Annotated in this window: 17 protein-coding genes; 5 read left to right on the top strand and 12 right to left on the bottom strand. The window is 49.1% G+C overall.

What is annotated here, in order from left to right; genetic code table 11:
- The first annotated feature begins 236 nt into the window (after nucleotides 1-236).
- Nucleotides 237-1193 (top strand): Rpn family recombination-promoting nuclease/putative transposase, encoded by a 957-nt coding sequence (locus ACJHYR_RS20050; RefSeq protein ID WP_000181184.1) that lies wholly within the window; start codon nucleotides 237-239, stop codon nucleotides 1191-1193.
- A 242-nt stretch (nucleotides 1194-1435) separates the two neighbouring features.
- Here ACJHYR_RS20050 and ACJHYR_RS20045 read toward each other — a convergent pair whose 3' ends face one another.
- Complete coding sequence (locus tag ACJHYR_RS20045) at nucleotides 1436-2848, bottom strand: PLP-dependent aminotransferase family protein (RefSeq protein ID WP_000199306.1); 1413 nt, start codon at nucleotides 2846-2848, stop codon at nucleotides 1436-1438.
- 176 nt (nucleotides 2849-3024) lie between these two features.
- Between ACJHYR_RS20045 and ACJHYR_RS20040 the strand changes: the two genes are divergently transcribed.
- A complete protein-coding gene (locus ACJHYR_RS20040; RefSeq protein ID WP_000394274.1) occupies nucleotides 3025-3189 on the top strand; it encodes a DUF1127 domain-containing protein in 165 nt (54 codons plus the stop codon).
- 75 nt (nucleotides 3190-3264) lie between these two features.
- On the opposite strand, the gene ACJHYR_RS20035 is transcribed toward ACJHYR_RS20040, so the two are convergent.
- From ACJHYR_RS20035 to ACJHYR_RS20020, 4 genes are all read right to left on the bottom strand, one after another.
- Nucleotides 3265-3978 carry a hypothetical protein gene (locus ACJHYR_RS20035; RefSeq protein WP_000916450.1) on the bottom strand — a complete coding sequence of 238 codons (714 nt, stop codon included), beginning with the start codon at nucleotides 3976-3978 and terminating at the stop codon, nucleotides 3265-3267.
- Between the two features lie 65 nt (nucleotides 3979-4043).
- Nucleotides 4044-7307, bottom strand: coding sequence for a type I restriction endonuclease subunit R (locus ACJHYR_RS20030; RefSeq protein ID WP_001587759.1), 3264 nt, complete (start codon nucleotides 7305-7307; stop codon nucleotides 4044-4046).
- On the bottom strand, nucleotides 7304-8707 hold the full coding sequence (locus ACJHYR_RS20025; RefSeq protein WP_000907912.1) for a restriction endonuclease subunit S: 1404 nt from the start codon (nucleotides 8705-8707) through the stop codon (nucleotides 7304-7306). The genes ACJHYR_RS20030 and ACJHYR_RS20025 overlap by 4 nt, the downstream gene beginning before the upstream one ends.
- Nucleotides 8707-11052, bottom strand: a complete 2346-nt coding sequence (locus ACJHYR_RS20020) for a class I SAM-dependent DNA methyltransferase (protein ID WP_000099603.1) — start codon at nucleotides 11050-11052, stop codon at nucleotides 8707-8709. Before ACJHYR_RS20020 ends, ACJHYR_RS20025 begins: the two co-directional genes overlap by 1 nt.
- 284 nt (nucleotides 11053-11336) lie before the next feature.
- Here ACJHYR_RS20020 and ACJHYR_RS20015 point away from each other — a divergent pair, with 284 nt between their 5' ends.
- From ACJHYR_RS20015 to ACJHYR_RS20005, 3 genes are all read left to right on the top strand, one after another.
- On the top strand, nucleotides 11337-13436 hold the full coding sequence (locus ACJHYR_RS20015) for a DUF262 domain-containing protein (RefSeq protein WP_072837554.1): 2100 nt from the start codon (nucleotides 11337-11339) through the stop codon (nucleotides 13434-13436).
- 43 nt (nucleotides 13437-13479) lie between these two features.
- The gene (locus tag ACJHYR_RS20010) at nucleotides 13480-14214 is read left to right on the top strand and encodes a Fic family protein (protein ID WP_000208602.1); all 735 of its coding nucleotides are present in this window, start codon (nucleotides 13480-13482) and stop codon (nucleotides 14212-14214) included.
- Between the two features lie 138 nt (nucleotides 14215-14352).
- Complete coding sequence (locus tag ACJHYR_RS20005; RefSeq protein ID WP_000063148.1) at nucleotides 14353-14655, top strand: BrnA antitoxin family protein; 303 nt, start codon at nucleotides 14353-14355, stop codon at nucleotides 14653-14655.
- A gap of 32 nt (nucleotides 14656-14687) precedes the next feature.
- Here the strand turns inward: ACJHYR_RS20005 and yjiA are convergent, their stop codons facing one another.
- The 7 genes from yjiA to hpaA form a co-directional block, all read right to left on the bottom strand.
- Nucleotides 14688-15644: a GTPase gene (yjiA, locus tag ACJHYR_RS20000; RefSeq protein WP_001295525.1), complete on the bottom strand. Its 957-nt coding sequence runs from the start codon at nucleotides 15642-15644 to the stop codon at nucleotides 14688-14690.
- A gap of 10 nt (nucleotides 15645-15654) precedes the next feature.
- On the bottom strand, nucleotides 15655-15858 hold the full coding sequence (locus tag ACJHYR_RS19995; protein ID WP_000467859.1) for a YbdD/YjiX family protein: 204 nt from the start codon (nucleotides 15856-15858) through the stop codon (nucleotides 15655-15657).
- A 49-nt stretch (nucleotides 15859-15907) separates the two neighbouring features.
- On the bottom strand, nucleotides 15908-18058 hold the full coding sequence (gene btsT / locus ACJHYR_RS19990) for a pyruvate/proton symporter BtsT (RefSeq protein WP_001298933.1): 2151 nt from the start codon (nucleotides 18056-18058) through the stop codon (nucleotides 15908-15910).
- Between the two features lie 392 nt (nucleotides 18059-18450).
- Nucleotides 18451-18963, bottom strand: coding sequence for a 4-hydroxyphenylacetate 3-monooxygenase reductase subunit (locus tag ACJHYR_RS19985; RefSeq protein ID WP_001175455.1), 513 nt, complete (start codon nucleotides 18961-18963; stop codon nucleotides 18451-18453).
- 17 nt (nucleotides 18964-18980) lie between these two features.
- On the bottom strand, nucleotides 18981-20543 hold the full coding sequence (gene hpaB / locus ACJHYR_RS19980; RefSeq protein WP_000801500.1) for a 4-hydroxyphenylacetate 3-monooxygenase, oxygenase component: 1563 nt from the start codon (nucleotides 20541-20543) through the stop codon (nucleotides 18981-18983).
- A 226-nt stretch (nucleotides 20544-20769) separates the two neighbouring features.
- On the bottom strand, nucleotides 20770-21708 hold the full coding sequence (locus ACJHYR_RS19975) for an MBL fold metallo-hydrolase (RefSeq protein WP_001305623.1): 939 nt from the start codon (nucleotides 21706-21708) through the stop codon (nucleotides 20770-20772).
- A 26-nt stretch (nucleotides 21709-21734) separates the two neighbouring features.
- A complete protein-coding gene (gene hpaA, locus ACJHYR_RS19970) occupies nucleotides 21735-22625 on the bottom strand; it encodes a 4-hydroxyphenylacetate catabolism regulatory protein HpaA (RefSeq protein ID WP_000093498.1) in 891 nt (296 codons plus the stop codon).
- Nucleotides 22626-22632 lie beyond the last annotated feature (7 nt).

The raw sequence follows: 22632 nt of genomic DNA, 5'->3' as shown, positions 1-22632 counted from the left end.
ATATACACCTTAAGTGTAATTAAAATTTGCGGTTAATCAAAAGAGCGCGGTGGAAAGGGGGAATATCTGCCGGGTACAGGAAATGTAAAATGCGAGCCTGTTTCCGGAAAAATGTATCGTTTGCAGAAGAATAAAAATAGCCTGGAAAGCACCTCGGGGAATGGGAAATTGCCGGGTGAGAATGGTTTTGTTAGTCGCTAAAGTCGGGCCATCTTATCAACAGGTGACGGATCGCCATGACAAACTTCACGACCAGTACGCCGCATGACGCATTATTTAAATCCTTTCTCACCCACCCTGACACCGCGCGGGATTTTATGGAGATCCATTTACCTAAAGATTTACGTGAACTGTGCGATCTCGACACTTTAAAACTGGAATCCGCCAGCTTCGTCGATGAAAAATTGCGGGCGCTACACTCCGATATTCTGTGGTCGGTAGAGACCCGTGAAGGTGATGGCTATATCTATGTGGTGATTGAACATCAGAGCCGTGAGGATATTCATATGGCCTTTCGCCTGATGCGCTATTCCATGGCGGTGATGCAGCGCCATATCGAGCATGATAAACGCCGGCCGCTACCGCTGGTCATCCCGATGCTGTTTTATCACGGTAGCCGTAGTCCTTATCCCTGGTCCCTGTGCTGGCTGGACGAATTTGCCGACCCGGCTACCGCACGGAAGCTTTATACCGCCGCGTTCCCGCTGGTGGATGTCACTGTCGTGCCAGACGACGAGATTGTGCAGCATCGCAGAGTCGCCCTGTTGGAGTTGATCCAAAAGCATATTCGCCAGCGCGATCTGATGGGGCTTATCGACCAACTGGTATTATTACTGGTTACAGAGTGTGCTAATGACAGCCAGATAACTGCGCTGTTAAATTACATTTTACTGACTGGCGATGAAGCGCGTTTTAAAGAGTTTATCAGCGAACTAACCAGTCGAATGCCACAACAAAGGGAGCGAATAATGACGATTGCAGAGCGAATTCATAATGATGGATGGCTGTTGGGAAGGGAGAGGGGGAGGAAAGAAGGGAAAGTAGAAGGGGAACGGAGCCTCCTCCGATTGTTGTTGCAGAATGGGGCAGATCCTGAATGGATACAAAAGATTACCGGACTCTCGGCAGAGCAAATGCAGGCATTAGATCAGCCCTTGCCTGAAAGCAAGCGCGATCCATGGATCGAGTACTAATCAGAGACTGATGGCAAACGCAAAGCTGCCTGATGCGCTACGCTTATCAGGTCTACATAACCCATTAAATATATTGAACTTTAAAAATTTTGTAGACCTGGTAAGGCGTTCACATGGCATCCGGCATGAACGAAGCGCATTTTGCCTAAGCCATGCTGGAACGTGGAGATGACCCTGCAAAGATAAAACGAGTCACACGCGATTCGTGAGAGGAAATCAGGGGGCTCACCACTATTTCGAATTCATTCCATTGCCCGATACACGGCTTCGCCAATTTGCTTCAGTGCTTCGCGATAGGTTTCGCTGAGCGGCAAAGCGCAGTTGATGCGCAGACAATTACGGTATTTGCCGGAAGCCGAGAAAATCGAGCCTGCCGCCACCTGGATTTTCATGCGGTATAGCTGCCGCGCAACGCAGACCATATCGACCTGTTCAGGCAATTCTATCCACAGTAAAAATCCGCCTTTCGGGCGCGTAATACAGATTTCGCAGGGAAAATATTCCCGTATCCAGCAGGTATAAAGCGCCATATTGCGCTGATAGTTCTGCCGCATCCGCCGGATATGGCGATGATAGTGACCTTCCAGCACAAACGTTGCCGCCGCCATTTGCGTGGACGGTACATTAAAGCTGCTGATGGCATATTTCATATGCAGCAGTTTATCGTGATAGCGCCCCGGTGCGACCCAACCCACGCGCAGGCCAGGTGCAATACTTTTACTGAACGAGCTGCACAGTAGCACTCGCCCGTCGATATCCCAGGAATGAATGGTCCGCGGGCGCGGATACTCCGTCGCCAGTTCGCCGTAGACATCATCTTCAAAAATCACAATATCATGACGCTGAGCGAGAGAGAGAACGGCCCGTTTGCGCGCGTCCGGCATAATAAATCCCAGCGGATTATTACAGTTTGGCACCAGAATGATGCCTTTAATCGGCCACTGTTCCAGCGCCAGTTCCAGCGCTTCAACGCTGATGCCTGTTTCTGGATCGGTTGGGATTTCAATCACTTTCACGCCCATGCCACGCAGCATCTGCATCGAACCGTAATAACAGGGGGATTCGACCGCGACAATATCGCCCGGTTTACACACCGCCATTAACGCCAGCGACATCGAGTTATGGCAGCCGCTGGTGATGATGATGTCATCGGCAGTGACCACCGAGCCGCTGTCGAGCATCAGGCGGGCAATCTGCTCTCGCAACACTCGCTGACCGGCTAACAAGTCATAACCGAGAACGGTTTGCAGATTATGCTGCACCACCCGGCTTAGCTCCCGCCACAGCGGTTTCAGGCTGGGCGTTTCGACATCCGGCGTGCTTTTACTTAACGGAACAATGGAACTGTCGCTATGCGCCTCCAGCATATCCAGCACCTGATCCCACTGGGTAATTTCCACCGGGCGCTGCACCGGACGCGTCATCGGCGGCACTGGCGGCTGGGCTTTACGTTGTGCGACAAAATAACCCGAACGCGGCTGTGGGGTGATGAGCTTCATCGTCTCCAGCGTCTGATACGCCTGCTGCACGGTGCTGATGCTGACGCCGTGCTCCTGACTTAAGCTGCGCACCGACGGCAATTTCTCCCCGTGACGATACAGCCCCTGCTCAATCCGCTCGGCAAGCAGAGTCGCCAGATGTTGATAACGCGTCATGCTGTATTCCTTATGTGGACCATACAGAGAGAAAAACCGGTACAGATGAGGCTAAAAAACCGGATGCAGATGCTGTTTTAACCTGTCTGTATGTTAAATAAAACTAATATTTGCATCTGTATTGTGAACTGCCAGAAGACGGATGATGAAGCCTCTGAAAGATGAGGAGGCAGCAGATGGAATTTCACGAAAACAAAGCCAAAACGCCGTTTATCAGACTTGTGCAACTCTGGCAGGCGGTGAGGCGTTGGCGGCGGCAAATGCAGGCCCGGCGGGTGTTACAGCAGATGAGTGATGAGCGGTTGAGGGATATTGGGTTACGCAGGGAGGATGTGGAGTGATAGAGGATGTTGAGAATAAATCAGGATATTAACTTTTTATATGTACCCAGGAAGAAACCAGGGTACATATAGATATTAGTTGAATTTAATATCAGCAATCAATTTTTTGATATAATCTTCTGGTTTCATCTTTGTTTTTTCTTTTATTTGCTGATAAGTTTCTTTCTTAATGTTGATTTCAATTGTTTTATTTTTATTGATAATGCACGCAATTGGTAATAGTAGCAATAATGTAATGATTATAATTATAAGAATTATTTTTGAATTTCCATGTGAGTCCGATTCCTTTATTTTTTGGAATATTCTTCTCATGACTGGATTAACTGCTGAAGAAAACAAAATCATAATGATAAAAACAGCCAAAAAATCTAATGTATATTTTGCGTAGTAACTTTCAGTATTCATCTCAAAAAACAGCAACCACGCCAGAGCACAAAACAATGTCATGCCAAAACATATAAATGAAATAATAAAGCCAATTTGTTGTGTTCTTTTATCAAGTTCAGAGAGAAATTTCTCACCAATTCTTTGAAATTTATAGGGTGAAATAAACTCATGGACGGCATTGAAAAATATATATGTGCAAATCAAAACAAAGAATATATTGATTGGCATAAATCCTATAAGTGTATCAAAAAAGAAGTCTTGTTGAAGATAGTACGGTAATCGGTCATCAACTTCCATTAACAATGTTAATATAAACCCGAAAGAAACATAAAAAAACAAACCTTCTTCACGTAATTTTTTAATGTATTTTTTGAATTTAAAATCTTTAATCATCTTCAGCATAGCTATTCCTTATTGCAAATAATATGGCCGGGGTAGAAAGTGCGACCCCGGCTATCAACGTATTTTTATGTTGGCAAAGCAATTTTCCCCGTTAGCATATCAAACATCAGATAAGCAAAGCCCTTTGCCCGAACTGGATCTGATAAATATTGCAACATAAATTCTTGTCGAGCGTCATTACTGTCCATTACAGCATTATCAACTGCCTGGAGGAAATCACCAAGAATAGCTTGTTCTGGCGGATTATTTTTAATTTGTGTCATAACATTTTCATTTTCAGTTATTTTGTTATACACCGAAAAAGCATTGCTGATCATATCTTTGTCGGTCAAATGGTCGCTAATGAATAATTCATTCATCCGAGAAAGCACCTGCGATAAAAACTCCTCTTTTTTATCTTTCGCTTTTGCCGTACCAATATCATTACTTGCATCCAGCGTATAGTCAGGCGTTTCTTCCTGTAAGCGTAAATCTTGTTCATGGATTTTCGATAAGCGATAGTGACTCATCTCCACGTTACTGAGATCAACCTCATCCTCTTCCAGACGTTGTTCATGCAGCAGCGGACGCAAATGGCGGGCAAACAGGCTCAGTTTTTCCAGATCTTTGTCATCGTACTCGACGATCTGCGACATAAATTCATAAAAGCGAACAAAGCTGCCGAGATCCTTTTTGAATATTTCCAGGCGATCTTTCTCCTGCTTACAGGCTTTAAAACTGTTTTCCGCATTAGTGATTAACACCGTATCGCCCGTTTTTTTGGTGCGCTCGAACATCTCTTTGGCGGTCAGATAAGCGTCTATCGCCATCAGATAACGCTTTTTCCAGCGTTCTACCGCCGGTTTGCATATATTACTGATCGCTGCATTCGATTTATTTTTGATGAAGAATGCCTCGCAGAACTGCTCGACTTCATGCCACTGAAAGATCTGCGTGGCGCGCAGTTTTTCAAACAGATCGAAAACCTGCTGCGGATCGCTGACATCGGTCAGTTCCGCCGTCTGGAAATAGGGCTGGAATGCGCCGAGGATCTCGTCCGGATCGTTATAAAAATCGAGAACAAAAGTGCCTGATTCCGCTTTGCCCGGATAGGTGCGATTCAGGCGGGAGAGCGTCTGCACGCACTCGACGCCGCCGAGGGCTTTATCCACGTACATCGCGCACAGTTTCGGCTGGTCAAAACCGGTCTGGAATTTATTGGCGACCAACATGACCTGATAATCATCGCTGTCGAAGGCTTTGCGCATATCCCGCCCTTTCAGGCCGGGGTTCATGTTTATTTCAGTAAATTTCTGGTTTAACAATGCCAGGCTGTTATGGTCGCCTTCCTGGAATTCAACTTCCCCGGAAAACGCCACCATCGCGCTGATTTTCTGGTAATTGTTCTCGCTAATGTATTTATCAAACGCCAGCTTGTAGCGTACAGCGGCTTTGCGTGAACTGGTGACCACCATCGCTTTAGCCTGGCCGCCAAGCAGGTGCATCACATGTTTGCGGAAGTGCTCCACAATCACCTTCACCTTCTGCGAGATATTGTGGTCGTGCAGTGTCACCCACTGGTTGAGCTTAATCTTCGCCCGTTTGCTATCGACTTCGCGGTCTTTGTCTTCCAGCTTTTGCAGCAACTGATACGCCACTTTGTAGTTGGTGTAGTTTTTCAGCACGTCGAGGATAAAGCCTTCTTCGATTGCCTGGCGCATGGAGTAGACGTGGAAGGCCTCAGGTTTATTGGTTTTTGACGCCGGTTCATCGGGACGTGGACGGCGACCAAAAAGTTCGAGGGTTTTGGATTTTGGCGTGGCGGTAAAGGCGTAGTAGTTCAGGTTACTGCTGCCTTTCCGGGCGGCAATGGTCGCATCCAGAATATCTTCTGACGACAGCACCACGTCATTATCCATTTCTTCGCTCATCAGCACTTCTTTAAGCTGACGGGCGGTGGAACCGCTCTGCGAGGAGTGCGCTTCATCGGCGATAACCGCGTATTTACGCTGCTTCAGGCTAACGCTGTTTTCGATAGCTTTCAGCACGAACGGGAACGTCTGGATGGTGACGATAATAATTGGCTGCGAGTTTTCCAGCGCGTTGGCCAGCTTTTCCGATTTAGAGCCATCGCCCTCTTTGTTATTGATGCGCCCGACCACGCCGTCGGCGTGTTCGAACTGCCAGATGGTGTCCTGAAGCTGGTCGTCCAGCACCGTGCGGTCCGTCACCACGATAACGGAGTGGAACTGTTTTTCCCCTTTCACGTCGTACAGACGAGAAAGCTGGTGGGCGGTCCAGGCAATAGAGTTCGACTTTCCGGAACCTGCGCTGTGCTGGATCAGGTATTTATAGCCGGTGCCTTCGACCGTCGCGGCCTCCAGCAGTTTGTTGACCACATCCCACTGATGATAACGCGGGAAAATCAGGCTCTCTTTCTTCGCTTTCAGCCCGTTCCACTCCTCTTTTTCTTCAATATGCAAATGGACAAAACTGGCGAGGATTTTTAATAAGTTGTCCGGCAGCAGCACTTCATTCCACAGATAATCTGTGGCGTAGCGGTGGGTATCTTCGGGGATCTCGTTGCCTGCGCCGCCGTCTTTGGTGCCTTTGTTAAACGGCAGGAAGAAGGTGCTGTCACCCGCGAGTTTGGTGGTCATAAAGACGTCATACTGGCTGACGGCAAAATGCACCAGCGCGCCGCGCTTAAAGGTCAGCAGCGGTTCCGGTTTATTGGTGGCGGGATCTTTCGGCAGGCGGGTCTTTTTGTACTGCGCAATGGCGTTCTGCACCGCCTGTTTGAATTCGGATTTCAGCTCCAGCGTGGCAATTGGCAGGCCGTTGATAAACAGCACCAGGTCGATGCGCCATTTTTTGGCTTTCACGCCCGTTTCTGCAAAGACGCTATTTGAGGCATACGGGCTGTAGACCAGTTCCGGCACGATACGGCAGATATTCTGCTGATAGCGCGCCAGCGTTTCCGGGTTGAGATTATGTTCCGGTTTAAACTGACACAGCGAAAAACGGGCATTGCGGATTTTCAGTCCGTGGCGAAGTACGCCGAGCGTACCCCAGGTGCGCGACTGGATGTCGGTGGCGTTGCTGTCGGCTTTTTTTAACTGCGCAACCAGCGCGTCGAGGAAATGGCGCTCGGTGTCGTTGGGGTAGACGCGGGCGAATTTCTCCCACTCCTGCGGTTGGGTGGTCTGAACGAAGTTTAAGGTATCCTGTGCGTATATTGCTCGTTCCCGGTCGTAGCCGTCACTTTTGCCGACAATCCAGCCTTTTTCCAACATCTGAGCGATGATGTCTTTTTGTAAGTTGACCTCTTTGGCGATGTCGTTGCTCATGCGCTGACCTCCGTGGGTGTTTCCGCTTCGGGGATGGGGGCGGTCCAGTTGCGTAGGTCGATTTTGCCGGTGACGGCGGCGGAGATAAGGGCGGTGCGGCGTTCCTGGATTAGCATTATTGCTTGATTGGTTTTAAATATTATGAGATCAATTTGTGCGCATTTTTCATTCAAGGCGTTGACGATTGATTGTGCTTCACCCAATGGGGGAAATATAAACTTGGTTGTTTTAAAGTCACCTAATGAAACTCTTTTTCTTGTTCCCTCAATACTAATGTTATTAATGGTTTGTCGCCCAAAATTTGAGTTCAATAGATATGCTATGAAATGTGCATTGAAGGTTTTTTTATTAACTCTTACTCTCATAACATCTTGCGTTATGACAGCATCTGGTTCATTTTTAGGATAAACGCACGCTTCTCCTGGGGGATCTCCGACTTTTGAAAAAATCACATCATTTGAGGATAATTTACATATTTCAAGCTGTTGGGCTTTTTGATGAGTAACATATACAGTACTTTTTCTGTTATAACCTGTCGCTTTTATATCTCGAATGTATACGACAGGTACCCCTTCTTCTTTCAATTCACTTGCTAGTAAATCACTTCCAAATGGCCCATTTACGAAGCATCCTTTAGTTTCATCACCAGTATTGGCTAATTTACTCTTAAACCAGTGGGAGGGTGCTTCGCCTAATCCTGTTAAACCAGAATCTTTCATCGGCACATCAGGATTTAGCCCTTTGGTCACCGCATGGCTAATCACTGCCTGACGTTTTTCTTTTAGTAGTTCAATGAGTTGTTGTTGTTTCTCGATCAGGTCATCGATTTTTGCTGTTTCATGATCAAGGAAAAGTGCAATCTTAGAAGATTCATCATTACGAGGTTTTGGGCATTGTATATCGCCTAAAAGTTCAAGGTTTAAACCGTCTCGTAAATCACCGCCAGCCATGTTACGTATATTCTGATAATTAGAAATGAGCCACCAAAATATATAGCGAGATTGATTCTTTTTATACAATACAATGGCCGCCATGGATTGGTTACAAGTGGTATTAATACCAAGTTGTGCAACCATACCTTTGGTTTTTCCCTGCCCAGCTAAAGCGACAACAAGTGCCCCTTTTGGTATCCACTTGGCACTACTATTTTCAAGTGCAGCGTTAGATATATATGTGGATGGCTCGACTATATAACCTTGATTTACTGCTCCAGAACTAATCCAGGGAACTGTACCATTCTCCCAATAATCAATAACATTTTTGGAGGGAGTTCCTCCTGCAAAAATATTGGATAGCCACCTCAGCTTAGTTTTTTTCCAGTTTAGTGGTAATTCATTACACCACTCCATCCCAGAATCCCTATACTCCGGATACGCCTGATATTTATTTAACCCCGCCATCAGGAATGTACCTCCTGCAACAGTTTCATAATCTCAGCGCTTACCGCATCCAAATCAGCATCAATCTCCTCCAACGGTCGCGGCGGTGTATAAACATAAAAATGACGATTAAACGGAATTTCATACCCCACAATCCCGATATCCCCATCTTTCGCATCGCGTTTATCGGCATTGATCCACGCATCCGCAACATGCGGCAATACTTCCGCTTTGAAGTAATCCTCGATCAACTCGTTGGTAGATACCGCCGGATTTAACGGCACATTCTCGTTATCACGCAGGTCGCCATCCGATTCAAACTCCACAACCTTTCCGTGGTACTCAAACGCGCCGTACAGCGGTTGGGGCGCTTCTTTCAGAACCTTGCTGATTACCGGCTCGGCGTCCGGGTTTTTGCGGGTGATAGCATCGATAAACTGCTTGTTCTCTTTCGCATCCAGCTTCACGCCTGCGGTTCTGAGCGCCTCTTTCAGCGTCAACTGGAACTGATTAAAGTCATTGCTAACAGTCTCTTTGCCACCCGCCAGCATCCTCATCGCTGCCTGAATACGCCGCGCTTTTTCCATTAACCCGCGCTGGGCCAGCCATAATTTGCTGTCGAGCAGATCTTTAATTTGCTTCTCTTTCAGCTCGCTAAAATCGGCTTTAAGAATGGCGCGGGCTTCACTTTCTACCGCTGTTAAGTCGCCGTAATTACCGTCCTGCCACTGGAAAGCAAAGGCGTCATACAGTTGCGCCATCGGCGCGTTAAACGGCTTCGGCGCAAAGCGCAATGTGGCAATGGCGTCATCACTTATCTGAGCCGACAGGCGTAACGGGCGCTCAACGGTGATGCGACGATAGCCAAACTCGGTGCTGTGAAAGACTTTGCTGGCAAAGGTTTTTGCCGCCTCGGTTTTGGTTGTTGCGGGCTGGCGTCCCCGGCTGGATTTTTGTTCGGGTGCTTTCTCCAGGCCTAACGCCGCAAGCGTAGTGGTGGCAACGGGTTCGAAATCGCCAAACGTGCGGGTGATTAAACCAATATCCTCCTCCCCGAGAATATTACGTTTTGATCCCAGCGATTTACGCATCTTTCCGCACAGGTTGCTGCCGTCGATTAGCTGGACTTTACCTTTGCGTTCTGGCGCTTTTTTGTTAGACAGCACCCAAACATAGGTAGCGATACCGGTGTTGTAAAACATATCGGTGGGCAGGGCGATAATGCCTTCCAGCAAATCCGCTTCCAGAATGTAGCGGCGGATCTCGCTTTCACCGCTGCCTGCGCCGCCGGTGAATAACGGCGAACCATTAAGAATGATGCCGATCCGTCCGCCACCGCTTTTGGCATCGCGCATTTTGCTGATCAGATGCAGCAGAAACAGCAACGAACCGTCGGAGACTCGGGGCAGGCCGGGGCCAAAGCGACCATCAGCACCTTTGAGTTTGTGCTCGTTGTTGATGTCGGTTTCTATCTTTTTCCAGTCCACGCCGAAAGGTGGATTAGAAAGCATGTAATCGAATTTTTCTGCGGGGAGTTGATCGTTGGAAAGGGTGTTGCCGAGTTTAATAAGGCTGACGTCCTGGCCCTTAATCAGCATATCGGCTTTACAGATGGCGTAGGATTCCGGATTTAACTCCTGACCAAACGCGCGCATCACGGCATTGGGGTTTTGTTTATGGACGTACTCCATGCCGGAGGAGAGAAAGCCGCCGGTTCCTGCCGTTGGATCGTAAATGGTGCGGATGATGCCGTCTTTATTGAGCGCATCATCATCATCGAAAAACACCAGCGAGGTGGTCAGATTGACGATATCACGCGGGGTAAAGTGCTCCCCGGCGGTTTCGTTAGAACTCTCGGCAAAACGTCGGATCAGCTCCTCAAATACCAGCCCCATATCGTGGTTGGTGACGTGCTCCGGGTATAAATCTGCTTTAGCGAATATTTGCACCACTTTGAACAGTAAGTTTGCATCCGCCAGCTGTCCGACAAACTCGCTGAACTTGAAGTGTTCGAAAATTTCGCGGGCATCCGAAGAGAACGACTGGATGTAGTTTTCCAGGTTGTCCTGTATGCCATTTTGCCCCATTTTGCTGAGATCCATCGCTGAGGCATTAAAGAACGTGAGGCCATTAGTCGCCCGCAGGATCATTTTCTCCTGGGCTTCCTCTGGCAGTTTCATGGCTTTTACTTTTTGTGCCTCGGCAATGACCGCGTCTTTACTTGTTTCGAGTACACATTCCAGACGACGAAGAAGAGTGAAAGGGAGAATAATTCGTCCATATTGTGATTGTTTAAAATCGCCGCGTAACAGGTCGGCGACAGACCACAGGAAGGCTGCAATCTGGCTGAAATTAGTTGATGACATAAAAAGCATTCCTTGCCCTGAAAAAGAGGGGGATATTCAATGTGAAGTGAATGCTTTGTTATATCAAACTATCGTTGTGATGATCAAAAACATGATCATTTTCAATGCGTTATAAATATTGGTTGGAAGTATTAATTGTTCTAATGAATGCGTTTTGAGGTGTTTCTTAATATATTTTGATTTATCCTGGAATGGTATTTTTGCAGAAACAAAGACGCTAACTTTTATTTTTTATTCGCAGCATAATGACGCCGTTTGCCAGCGCAATTTGACAGGAGTCATTCATGAAAGCCACCGAAGCCCGATTACTCGATTTTCTAAAACGCTCTCAGCAATTCGTTATTCCCATTTATCAGCGTACTTATTCATGGTCAGAGGAACAGTGCCGCCAGCTCTGGGACGATGTAATACGTGCCGGGCAGCGTGATGATGTCCCGGCGCATTTCATCGGCTCGGTGGTGTATATCGAACAGGGCCTATATCAGGTTTCGGGGATCTCGCCATTACTGGTGATTGACGGTCAGCAACGCCTGACAACGGCGATGTTATTGCTGGAAGCGTTGTCCAGACATCTTGGTGATGACGAGGTGATGGATGGTTTCTCCGCCATGAAATTACGAAACTATTATCTGCTCAATCCGTATGAATCGGGCGAGCGTGGTTTTAAGTTACTTCTTACGCAAACGGACAGAGCGAGCCTGCTGGCATTGATTAGACAAAAACCGCTGGCAGAAAATTGCTCTCTACGCGTGAAAGAGAATTTTGAGTTTTTCCATGAGCAAATAGGCAAACTCCACGGCAATTTCACCGCGTTATGTCAGGGCCTTTCCAAACTGCTGATTGTGGATGTCGCCTTGAATCGCGGTCAGGATAATCCGCAACTAATCTTCGAAAGCATGAACTCAACAGGAAAAGCGCTGAGTCAGGCGGATCTAGTACGCAACTATGTTCTGATGGGGCTGGAGCCAGAACATCAAAGCCAACTGTACGACGATTACTGGCGGCCCATGGAGCTGGCGTTTGGTCAGAAGGGATACACTGACTATTTCGACAGTTTTATGCGTAATTACCTTACGGTAAAAACAGGTGAGATTCCGCGAATTGGTGATGTCTATGAAGCCTTTAAACGCTATGCGCGAAAACCTGGCGTAATAGATAGCGGGATGGAGGCGCTGGTTGCGGATATTCGTACGTTTGCTGACTATTTTTGTGCGATGGCGCTGGATAGCGAAAAGGATAAAACCTTAAAGATGGCGTTTCAGGATCTGCGGGAACTGAAAGTTGATGCTGCATGGCCGTTCCTGTTGGTGCTTTATCACGACTATAAACAGGGGATCCTTTCTGCCGCGGATTTTTTAGGTGCCACGCGTTTAATTGAGTCGTATATCTTCCGGCGCGCAGTCTGTGCCATTCCCACCAACTCATTTACTAAAACCTTCGCTACGTTTTACAAAGTGCTGGATAAAGAGCGTTATCTGGAGAGCATTGCGGCGCATTTGCTGGATCTGCCTTCCTACCGTCGTTTCCCGGATGATGATGAATTTCAACGTGAACTGAAAACTCGCGATCTCTACAACTTCCGTAATCGCAGCTATTGGCTACGCAGATTTGAAAACCACGATCGTAAAGAACGGGTCTATGTTGACACTTATACGATTGAACATATCATGCCGCAGAACCCTAATTTATCGGTGAAGTGGCGCGATGACCTTGGTCCGGAATGGAAGCGTATCCATAAAAAATGGCTCCATACGTTGGGTAATTTAACGTTAACTGGCTATAACTCAAGCTACAGCGACCGTCCATTTGCGAAGAAACGAGATATAAAAGGTGGCTTTAAGGAAAGTCCATTACGCCTGAACACGGGGTTAGGGCAATGTGAAATATGGGATCGTGCAGCGATACAAAAGAGAGCGGAACGTCTGTCCGAGCTGGCAATAGACGTCTGGGCGATCCCCAAACTTTCGGAAGACGTGTTGGCTCGTTATCGCACTGTCGTTGAACGAGAAACGGGATATGTCCTTGCTGATTTCCCGCAACTTGAAGAAGGTACGCACATCCGCGTACTTTTTGACAGCCTTTCTTATGCCGTTATGACGCTGGACGCTGGGGTTACGCGAGAAATATTGAAGCTCTATGTTGCCTTCAAAGCGGAGACGAATTTTGTTGATGTGGTGCCGCAAAAAAGTCGCTTACGTTTATCACTAAATATGCCATTCCATGAACTGGTTGACCCAAAATGTATGGCTAAAGATGTCACAGATATAGGCCGTTGGGGCAATGGCGATGTTGAAATAGGTTTCAGCGATCTTTCTGAGCTTCCTTATGTGATGGGATTAATTCGTCAGGCATTTAAAAAGCAGATGGATAACGCGATGGTTTAATATGGAATAATATCCTCTTTACCATGCAATCAAGGATCCTCTAATGACAACCAAACTACTGGACCTGAGCTGGAATGCAAATGCCATCCCGGCGATGCAAATTGTCGGTACGCGCGCGGCCTTGTTTACCTTCAAAACGCATATGGCAGGGTTTGTCTGGGATGCCGCGCAACTGGAAAATAACCCCTATACCTTTGTTGAAGTTAAAACGCTGCTCGATGGCGTCACCGTTGGCGGGCATAAGGTCAGTGATACTGAGCAGGTGTTGAACCTGGCAGATAGCGCAAAAAAACTGATTGAACTTGTGCAATCCGGGCGTTTCGATCTTGATAAGAAAACGTTCACGTTGCTTAACGGCATTATTGCGCGTAATGAGGCGCTGGAGTGGGGCGTTTTTCGCGGCGAAGGTGATGAGTTACATTACAATGCGCGCGTTCACCTCGGCGAGTTGGGCACCCATTTCCCACCAGCCACAGAAGCAGGTGCACCTGAACTGAATCGAATATTCGCCGCAGGTGTGGCACAAATAAAAGAGATGCCACCGTTCGAAGGGGCGCTGGCAATGTTTTTATTTGGTGCTTATTTTCAGTTTTTCTTTGATGGCAACAAGCGTACCAGTCGCCATATGATGAACGGCTGGTTAATGCGCCACGGTTACAATCCCATTAGTGTACCCGCAGCTCGTGCGCTGGAGTTCAACAGCAAAATGGTGCGCTTTTATCACAGCAAAGATGCCAGTGAAATGATGGCATTTTTGGTGGATTGCTATCAGGTTTGAATAAGTGCTGGATGGTGTCCCAATGCTGCCATCCAGCCCCTTCATATCAACTTCCCTATCTTTTCCTAAAACGTGATGCTATTTCCAACATTCGAATCATCAGTGCACGAAAAGCAGATCGTAAAGAGAGGAGTCGCTATGAGCATGGTTAAACATAAACGAGGGACCCCCTCTACACTCGATGTGCAGCATGAGGCCGAACTGAAGGCACTGGCGAATAAATTCGACGAAGATATTGATTACAGTGATATCCCGCCTTCCAGCGATGAGCAATGGTCTAACGCAGAACGCGGTAAGTTTTATCGGCCATTGAAAACCCAGGCTTCGGTGCGTATTGATGCTGATGTGATGGAATGGCTGAAGCGACCTGGTAAAGGCTATCAAACTCGCCTGAACGCAATTTTACGTGAAGCGATGCTGCGCGATCAGAACAAAAAATAATTCAGGCCGCACATGGCGGCCATCATCCAAAATTACTTCCTCAACCCCGCAAACGCCGCCCGAATCTCATCCTCCGGCAGCTGAATCCCGATAAACACCATCGTGCTATGCGGTTTTTCATCGCCCCACGGCCTGTCCCAGTCGGCGCTGTAGAGGCGCTGGACGCCCTGGAACAGCAGGCGGTTAGGTTCGCCGTCAATCCACAGCATCCCTTTGTAACGCAGCAGTTTATCTGCCGATTCCAGCAGCAGGTTTTCCATCACGCGGGAAACTTCGCTGATATCTACCGGGTAATCCAGTTCCACCACAATCGACGAAATATCGTTTTGTTTATCCGCGATAAAGTGGAAACGCGGTTTGGTGCTGACGACGTTTTCTTCCAGCATAAAACCGTTGGTGTTGAACAACAGGCCCAGGTCGATGTCGCCGTGGGTGACGGTGTAGACCGGCGCGCGGGCGTTGATGCGTGCCAGACGTTCACGCAGTTTCTCTGCTTCGCCTGCGACGTCGGTTTTAGTCAGCAGAATACGGTCGGCGTAGCCAACCTGGGACTGGGCGATGGTGAACTGGTTCATCTGCTCATCGGCATGTACCGCATCCACCAGCGCAATCACGCCGTCCAGCAGGTAGCGCTGGCATAAAATCTCATGGGAGAAAAAGGTCTGAATAATCGGGCCAGGATCGGCCATGCCGGTGCATTCAATGACCAGACGGTCGAACTGAATATTGCCCTTGTCGAGATTGTCCAGCAGGTCGAGTAGCGCGTCCTCCAGCTCGTTGGAGCGCGAACAGCAGATGCAGCCGTTGGTCAGCGTTTTGATCTGCGTGGCGCGGTCGCCAATCAGTTGATCATCAACGGAGACTTCGCCGAATTCGTTTTCAATCACGGCAATCTTGTAGCCGTGTTGTTCGTTAAGAATATGGCGCAGCAGGGTAGTTTTGCCCGCGCCTAAAAAACCGGTGAGTAGGGTCACTGCAATCGGGTTCATGCTCTCTCCATTAACAACAGCGCATACCGCCTTTACCATCGCCGCCGTAGCGCGCGTTCTGGCGTTCGCGGAAGAATTCTTCATAGCTCATGTACGGCTTGTCGGGATGGTTGGTCTTCATATGCTCGACGTAGTTGTCGTAGTCTGGAATGCCAATCAACATCTTCGCCGCCTGGCCGAGATATTTTTTTGCCTGTCCTAAGTTACCAAACATAGTTCACTCTGATAAGAACAAAGCCCCGCCGAAGCGGGGCTAAACACGGTTAGTGGTGCGAAGAGATCTTCACGCCGCCTTCCGGGATTGGAACGTACGGTGTTTCTTTGTCAGTACGTTTGTCGCTGTTACGCACCGCAAGCCAGGTTTTGAAACCATAGAAGATGATGCTGTACACCACGATCAGGAACAGAATACTCAGACCTGCGTTGGTGTAGTTATTCACAACGATGTGGTTCATGTTGGCAATCTGCTGCGCCGTCAGGTCAGTACCGTTAGCAATCTTCTCTTTGTACTGGCTTGCCATGTAGAAGAAGCCTTCCATCTGCGGGTTGGTACTGAACAGTTTCAGGCCCAGCGCCCAGGTGGTGCAGATAAGCAGCCATACAGCCGGAACAACAGTTACCCAGATGTATTGGGTGCGCTTCATCTTAATCAGCACAACGGTACCCAGTACCAGCGCCACGGCGGCCAGCATCTGGTTGGAGATACCGAACAGCGGCCACAGGCTCTTAACGCCGCCCAGCGGATCGACCACGCCCTGATACAGCAGGTAGCCCCACAGACCCACACAGCCCGCAGTACCGATGATACCAGCAACCAGAGAGTCGGTTTTTTTCAGGAACGGGATGAAGTTACCCAGCAGGTCTTGCAGCATAAAGCGGCCAGAACGGGTACCCGCATCCAGCGCGGTCAGGATGAACAGGGCTTCGAACAGAATACCGAAGTGATACCAGAAGCCCATGTCAGCCATCGGCAGTACTTTGTGGAACACGTGCGCGATACCTACCGCCAGCGTCGGCGCACCACCTGCACGGTTCAGGACAGAAGGCTCACCAATGTCTTTCGCGGTTTGCAGGATCTGCTCTGGCGAAATCACGAAGCCCCAGGAGCTGACGGTCGCTGCCGCGTGTGCGGTAACGTCTTTCAGCTGCGCCATGATGATCGGCGCGTTCTCGCCACCCATTTCATGCAGGTTAGGCATGGTGATGCCAAGGCCAGCAGGCGGGGTGTTCATCGCGAAGTAAAGACCCGGTTCGATGATGGACGCTGCAACCAGCGCCATAATCGCCACGAAGGACTCCATCAGCATTGCGCCGTAGCCAATGAAACGCGCGTCGGTTTCGTTAGCCAGCAGTTTCGGCGTCGTACCGGAAGAGATCAGTGCGTGGAAGCCAGATACCGCACCACAGGCGATGGTGATGAACAGGAACGGGAACAGAGCGCCTTTCCACAGCGGGCCAGTACCGTCAATGTACTGGGTCATCGCAGGCATTTTCAGTTCCGGGTTCAGCACCACGATACCCAGCGCCAGGCCGACGATAACACCGATTTTCAGGAAGGTTGCCAGATAGTCGCGCGGTGCAAGGATCAGCCACACCGGCAGCAGTGCGGAAACAAACGCATAGCCAATCAGCGCGAAGGTAATGGTGGTGTCTTTAAAGGTCAGTGCCGGACCCCAGTACGGATCGTGAGCAATCACGCCACCGAAGTAGATAGAGGCAACCAGCAGCACGATACCAATGACAGAAACTTCACCCACACGCCCCGGACGGATAAAGCGCATGTAGATACCCATAAACAGCGCAATCGGTACGGTTGAGCAAACGGTGAAGACACCCCACGGACTTTCGGCCAGGGCTTTAACCACAATCAGCGCCAGGACGGCGAGGATGATGATCATGATTAAGAAACAGCCAAACAGCGCGATAGTCCCCGGTACTGGTCCCATCTCTTCTTTGATCATCTCACCGAGAGATGCGCCGTTACGGCGAGAGGAGATAAACAGCACCATAAAGTCCTGTACCGCACCGGCCAGCACTACCCCCGCCAGCAGCCACAGCGTGCCAGGCAGGTAGCCCATCTGCGCGGCGAGAACCGGACCCACCAGCGGACCAGCACCGGCGATAGCGGCGAAGTGGTGACCAAACAACACGTAACGGTTGGTCGGAACATAGTTCAGACCGTCGTTGTTAATAACCGCAGGCGTCGCTCGCGTGGGGTCGAGTTTCATTACCTTCTGGGCGATGTACAGACTGTAGTAGCGATAAGCCACCAGATACACCGACACAGAGGCGACCACGATCCACAGGGCACTGACGTGCTCCCCCCGACGTAATGCAACTACCGCGAGGCAGAATGCACCGATGATTCCGAGAATCACCCAGGGTATGTGCTTGAATAGTTTTTTCGTATCCATAGTAAAACCTGGCATTTTACTCGTCGTCTTTTGGCTTACAGGTGCGGCAGCTGCGTTCGTTCACCCCTGTCACTTACTGTTGTAAGCTCCCGGGGATTCACTCACTTGCTGCCTTCCTGCAAACCAAAATCCATAGAGTAATTTGTTAATCATAGGCCGAAGCCGTTCTAGGTTTGCGTTGCGTTTGAGGAGGTAAATTGACCGCTATCCTGCAGTGATGTTGCCAGAGATACGCGCGCGTAAAGTAAGGTAAATAACTGAGTGGTTATTTTAGGGATGTAAGCGGTCAGGAATGGCGGTGAGCGGTTGGGCAAGAATTATTCATCGGGTGGATATGTGATTGAGATCACAATAAAAATGCCCCTTCGACGAATGCGTGAAGGGGCTGGAGCTTAAATCGCAGCTTCCATTTCCAGCATCACCGGATGGAAACGGCGTTTAAAGTAGATAAGTCCGTGACCTTCTGCACTGAGGATGATGTTTTTAATCTCCACCAGATACACCAGATGTGTGCCAATTGCCTGCACATCGCGGATCTCACCTTCAAGACTGGCCAGCGAACCTTTTAGCACCGGCTGCGCCAGCGGACCTTTTTGCCAGCATGAGAGGCTAAAACGCTCTTCCATCGCCATGCCTGTCATGCCCGCGAAGTGGCGTGCCATCAGTTCCTGCTCATGGTTGAGGACGTTGACGCACAACTTGCCGTTGCCCTGAAAAACCGGGTTCATCGCACTGTTGGCGTTAATGCACACCATCAGCGACGGTGGTGTATCCGTGACCGAGCAGACAGCCGTTGCCGTAATCCCGCATTGTCCGGCGTCGCCCTCGGTGGTGATAATATTTACCGCTGCCGACAGGCTGGCCATTGCGTCACGAAAGCGCAGGCGTTGTTCATCTAATTGCATCTTAACCTCCTGCTGCGTTATTTCAGCAGCTTATCCAGCATGTTGATATCGTCGTTGTTGTGCAGGTGAGGCACAGTCCAGCCGTTCTGGTCGTATTCCGACAGGCAGCGATCAACCATCGCCATCATCTTGTCCATATTGCCGGAGCTTTGTGCCTGGCGCAGACACTGCAGGCGAATCTCATCCTGGCTACCGGAGTAGTTGATTTCATACAGTTCGTGACGACCACCAAACTCGCTGCCAATGGCGTCCCACATCAGTTTGAGGATCTTGATGCGCTGGACGTGATCCATACCATTCGAACCGCGCACATACTTCGCCAGATACTGGTCGATCTGCGGATTATTCAGGTCACGGGCACTGGAAGGGAGATAGATCAGGCCACTGGTAACGTTGCGTTCGATAATGTTTTTGATCTTCGCGTAGGCCATTGGTGCCAGTACGCGATAGGTTTGCAGTGCGGCATGATCCGGTAAATAAGCACCGTTGACCCATGGTGTCGCTTCTGAACACATCGAGTCACTCAATGCCCAGAAGGTGTTGCGCCACGCCACCACTTCACCGAGATCGGCCTGCACACCACGGAACTCCAGGGTGCCGGTACATTCGAGAGATTTTTTCAGCAGTGCCGTGATGAAGTCGAGTTTCACTGCCAGGCGCACACAGGCTTGCAGCGGATACATACGGGCGAAACCGCCTTCCATCGTCCAGCGACGGCAGCGATCAAAATCGCGGTAGATCAGCACGTTTTCCCATGGGATCAGCACGTTATCCATCACCAGAATCGCATCGTTCTCATCGAAGCGGCTGGAGAGCGGGTAGTCGTACGGCGAGCCGGTAGCACCCGCGACCATCTCATAAGAGGCGCGGGAGATTAATTTCACGCCATCGGCATCCATTGGCGCAACGAACATCAGTGCGAAGTCCGGGTTTTCGCCCATCACTTGTGCCGAGCCGAAGCCAATCATGTTGTAGTGAGTCAGCGCCGAGTTGGTGGCAACCACTTTCGCACCGCTGACGATAATCCCGGCGTCAATCTCTTTTTCCAGCTTGATGTAAACGTCTTTCACTTTATCGGTCGGCAAATGACGATCAATCGGTGGGTTAACAATCGCGTGGTTAAAGTAGAGGCCAGTTTCCTGAATACGGGTGTACCAGTTACGGGCGTTCTGCTCGAACTGACCGTAAAAGCCCGGATTCGCGCCCAGTGCGCAACCGAAAGCAGCCTTGTAGTCTGGGGTACGGCCCATCCAGCCATAGCTCAGGCGTGACCACTCAGCGATGGCGTCGCGTTGCTGGCGCAGGTCGTCGGCACTTTTCGCCACGCGGAAGAATTTATGGGTATAGCCGCCGCTGCCGGTGTCGGTGTTCCAACACAGAGAGTCCTGCATCTCCGGTTTGTGCAGCGCGTCGTACAGTTGGGCAACAGACGCTGCCGCATTACGAAATGCCGGATGAGTGGTGACGTCTTTCACTCGCTCGCCATAGATATAGATCTCGCGACCATCCTGCAGGCTTTTCAGATACTCTTCCCCGGTGAACGGACGTTGGGTACTGACGCGGAAATCTTCTGGTTTCATGTCGACCTCTACAGTATTAATCGGAATACGATTGTTAATTTTGTGTGTTGTTTTTGTTATTCAATTGAATCGTTGAACGCGGTTGTCGGGAAGAGACGTTTCAGGCGAACGTTGGTACTTTTCGCCAGCAAGGTGGAGTTAAATAGTAAACTGCGATCGTGATCAACTTACAGTAAGGCAAATCATAATATTCCCCGCTAACAAGGGCTAACGGGGACGGAATTGTTTATGGGGCGAATGGAATGGTAATCGTCATATTTTCATGACCAACGACGATAGGGCCTGAATAGTTTTTCTGTGCTTCTTGCTTCCATGTTTCATCCGGAACGGTGATTGGTACCAGGTGGCTAAGGATGAGTTTTTTCACTTTTGCTTCATTGGCAATTTTGCCTACATCCTCAATAGTCGTATGGTGAGAAGCAATGGCTTTTGCCAGTGTTTTACCATTGCCAATACTGTCTGCCAGCTTAGCGACGGAGGGCTCATGTACGGCCTCATGCACAAGTATATCAGCGCCTTCTGAGAAAGTTGCCAGTGGGGGAAAGTACGAGGTATCTCCTGAGAAGACAATTCGCTTGCCTTGTGTGTCGAAGCGATAAGCAAAAGCCTCACCGTCAGGGAAAGGAGAATGAGGAACCTTTAATGCAGTCACGGTCACGGTATCATCTTTATAAACTACGCCTTCACCAACATCTTGAGCTGTAACGAGCTTGCGAGGATCGGGTTTTCCTTCTTCTTCCATACGCAGTGTGATGTCCCGATCGAAGACCTGCCAACTGGCAGCGGTCATGGCTCGGGTACCTGGCGGACCGAACACATGAATATTTTTGTCCTGCAGACCGCTAGCCCATGCATTCATTAAGACTGAGGGATAGTCCAGAATATGATCACTGTGTAAATGGGTGAGTAAAATATTATCAATCTGGCGCAGTGGAATATTATTTTTTACCAGTTGTAAGCTGGCCCCGTAACCAGCATCAATTAACCATGTTTTATTGCCAATAATAAGTGCCGTTGCCATCGGCAAACGGTCAGCTTTTAATAAAGAAGGGCCACCTTTCGTTCCAAGTAGTACAATTTTCATTTCTTGCAGTTCGGAGGCGTAGGTGAATGCCACTGGCGCAATCAGGCACGCCACAAATAGTGAGCGTAAAGATATTTTCATGTCGAGTCTCTCAGGTTGATAAATGGTCAGCGACCACGGAATTGTGTTGGTGAGCAACCCATCATTCGGTTGAAAAAACGGGCGAAATAGGCGGGATCTTTGTAGCCAAGATCAAGGGCAATCTGGTTGATGCTTTGCTCGCTATAGAGCAGAAGCCGTCTGGCTTCCCGGCTCACTCGTTCGAAAATCAATCTCTTCGGCGATTGATTGGCAAAACGTCGGCATAGCTCGGTAAGCCGTGATTCACTCATACCGAGCATTGCTGCATATTCAGGGACCATTAAATGTTGGCGATAATTTTCGTCAATCAGCCGATTAAACTTCTGGAATAAACACATCTCGCCGCGCACGCTGCATGTTGAAATATCATTTGGTGGTGCTTCACGCAGTAGGATTGTAAAAATACTTTGCGCCAGTGATTGCAATAGAATTTCCCGTCCTGGCTTATTTTGTTGAAACTCCAGGGATATTATCGGCCAATAATGATTTAATGCCGCCAGTGTATGTTCCATTCCCTCCAGCGACAGACAGATACCTTGTAGCATTGCGGCATCTCCACTACCAGGCCAGAGCTTTTCTACCAGGGGCCAAATTAACTCCTGACGTACGGTCAGAACATGCCCGTCGCTATCAGGCTCAGTAAAGAAAGTATGTGGCACCGATGGTGGTGTTAGTACAAAAAGCGGTGCGCGCACAGAATAGAAGTGCTCATCCAGCTGTAAAGTAATGCGTCCAGTGACCAGATAATGGAGTTGAAAATATCTATCGTGCCAGTGAGGGCGCATATCGCGTCCAAAGAAATTCGCTAACCTGGCAAATGTTTCATAATGCACATCTTCACCAGCGTAGCGGGCATCATATTCCCGGACCAAATCAATATTTTCATAACCATGTTCAAAGATAGCTTCACTGGACATCATGACT

The organism is Escherichia sp. WS1450 (genome assembly GCF_046487395.1).
GTDB lineage: Bacteria > Pseudomonadota > Gammaproteobacteria > Enterobacterales > Enterobacteriaceae > Escherichia > Escherichia coli.
The sequence above is the reverse complement of the archived record's forward strand: the minus strand, read 5'-3'. Positions and strand labels throughout refer to the sequence as shown.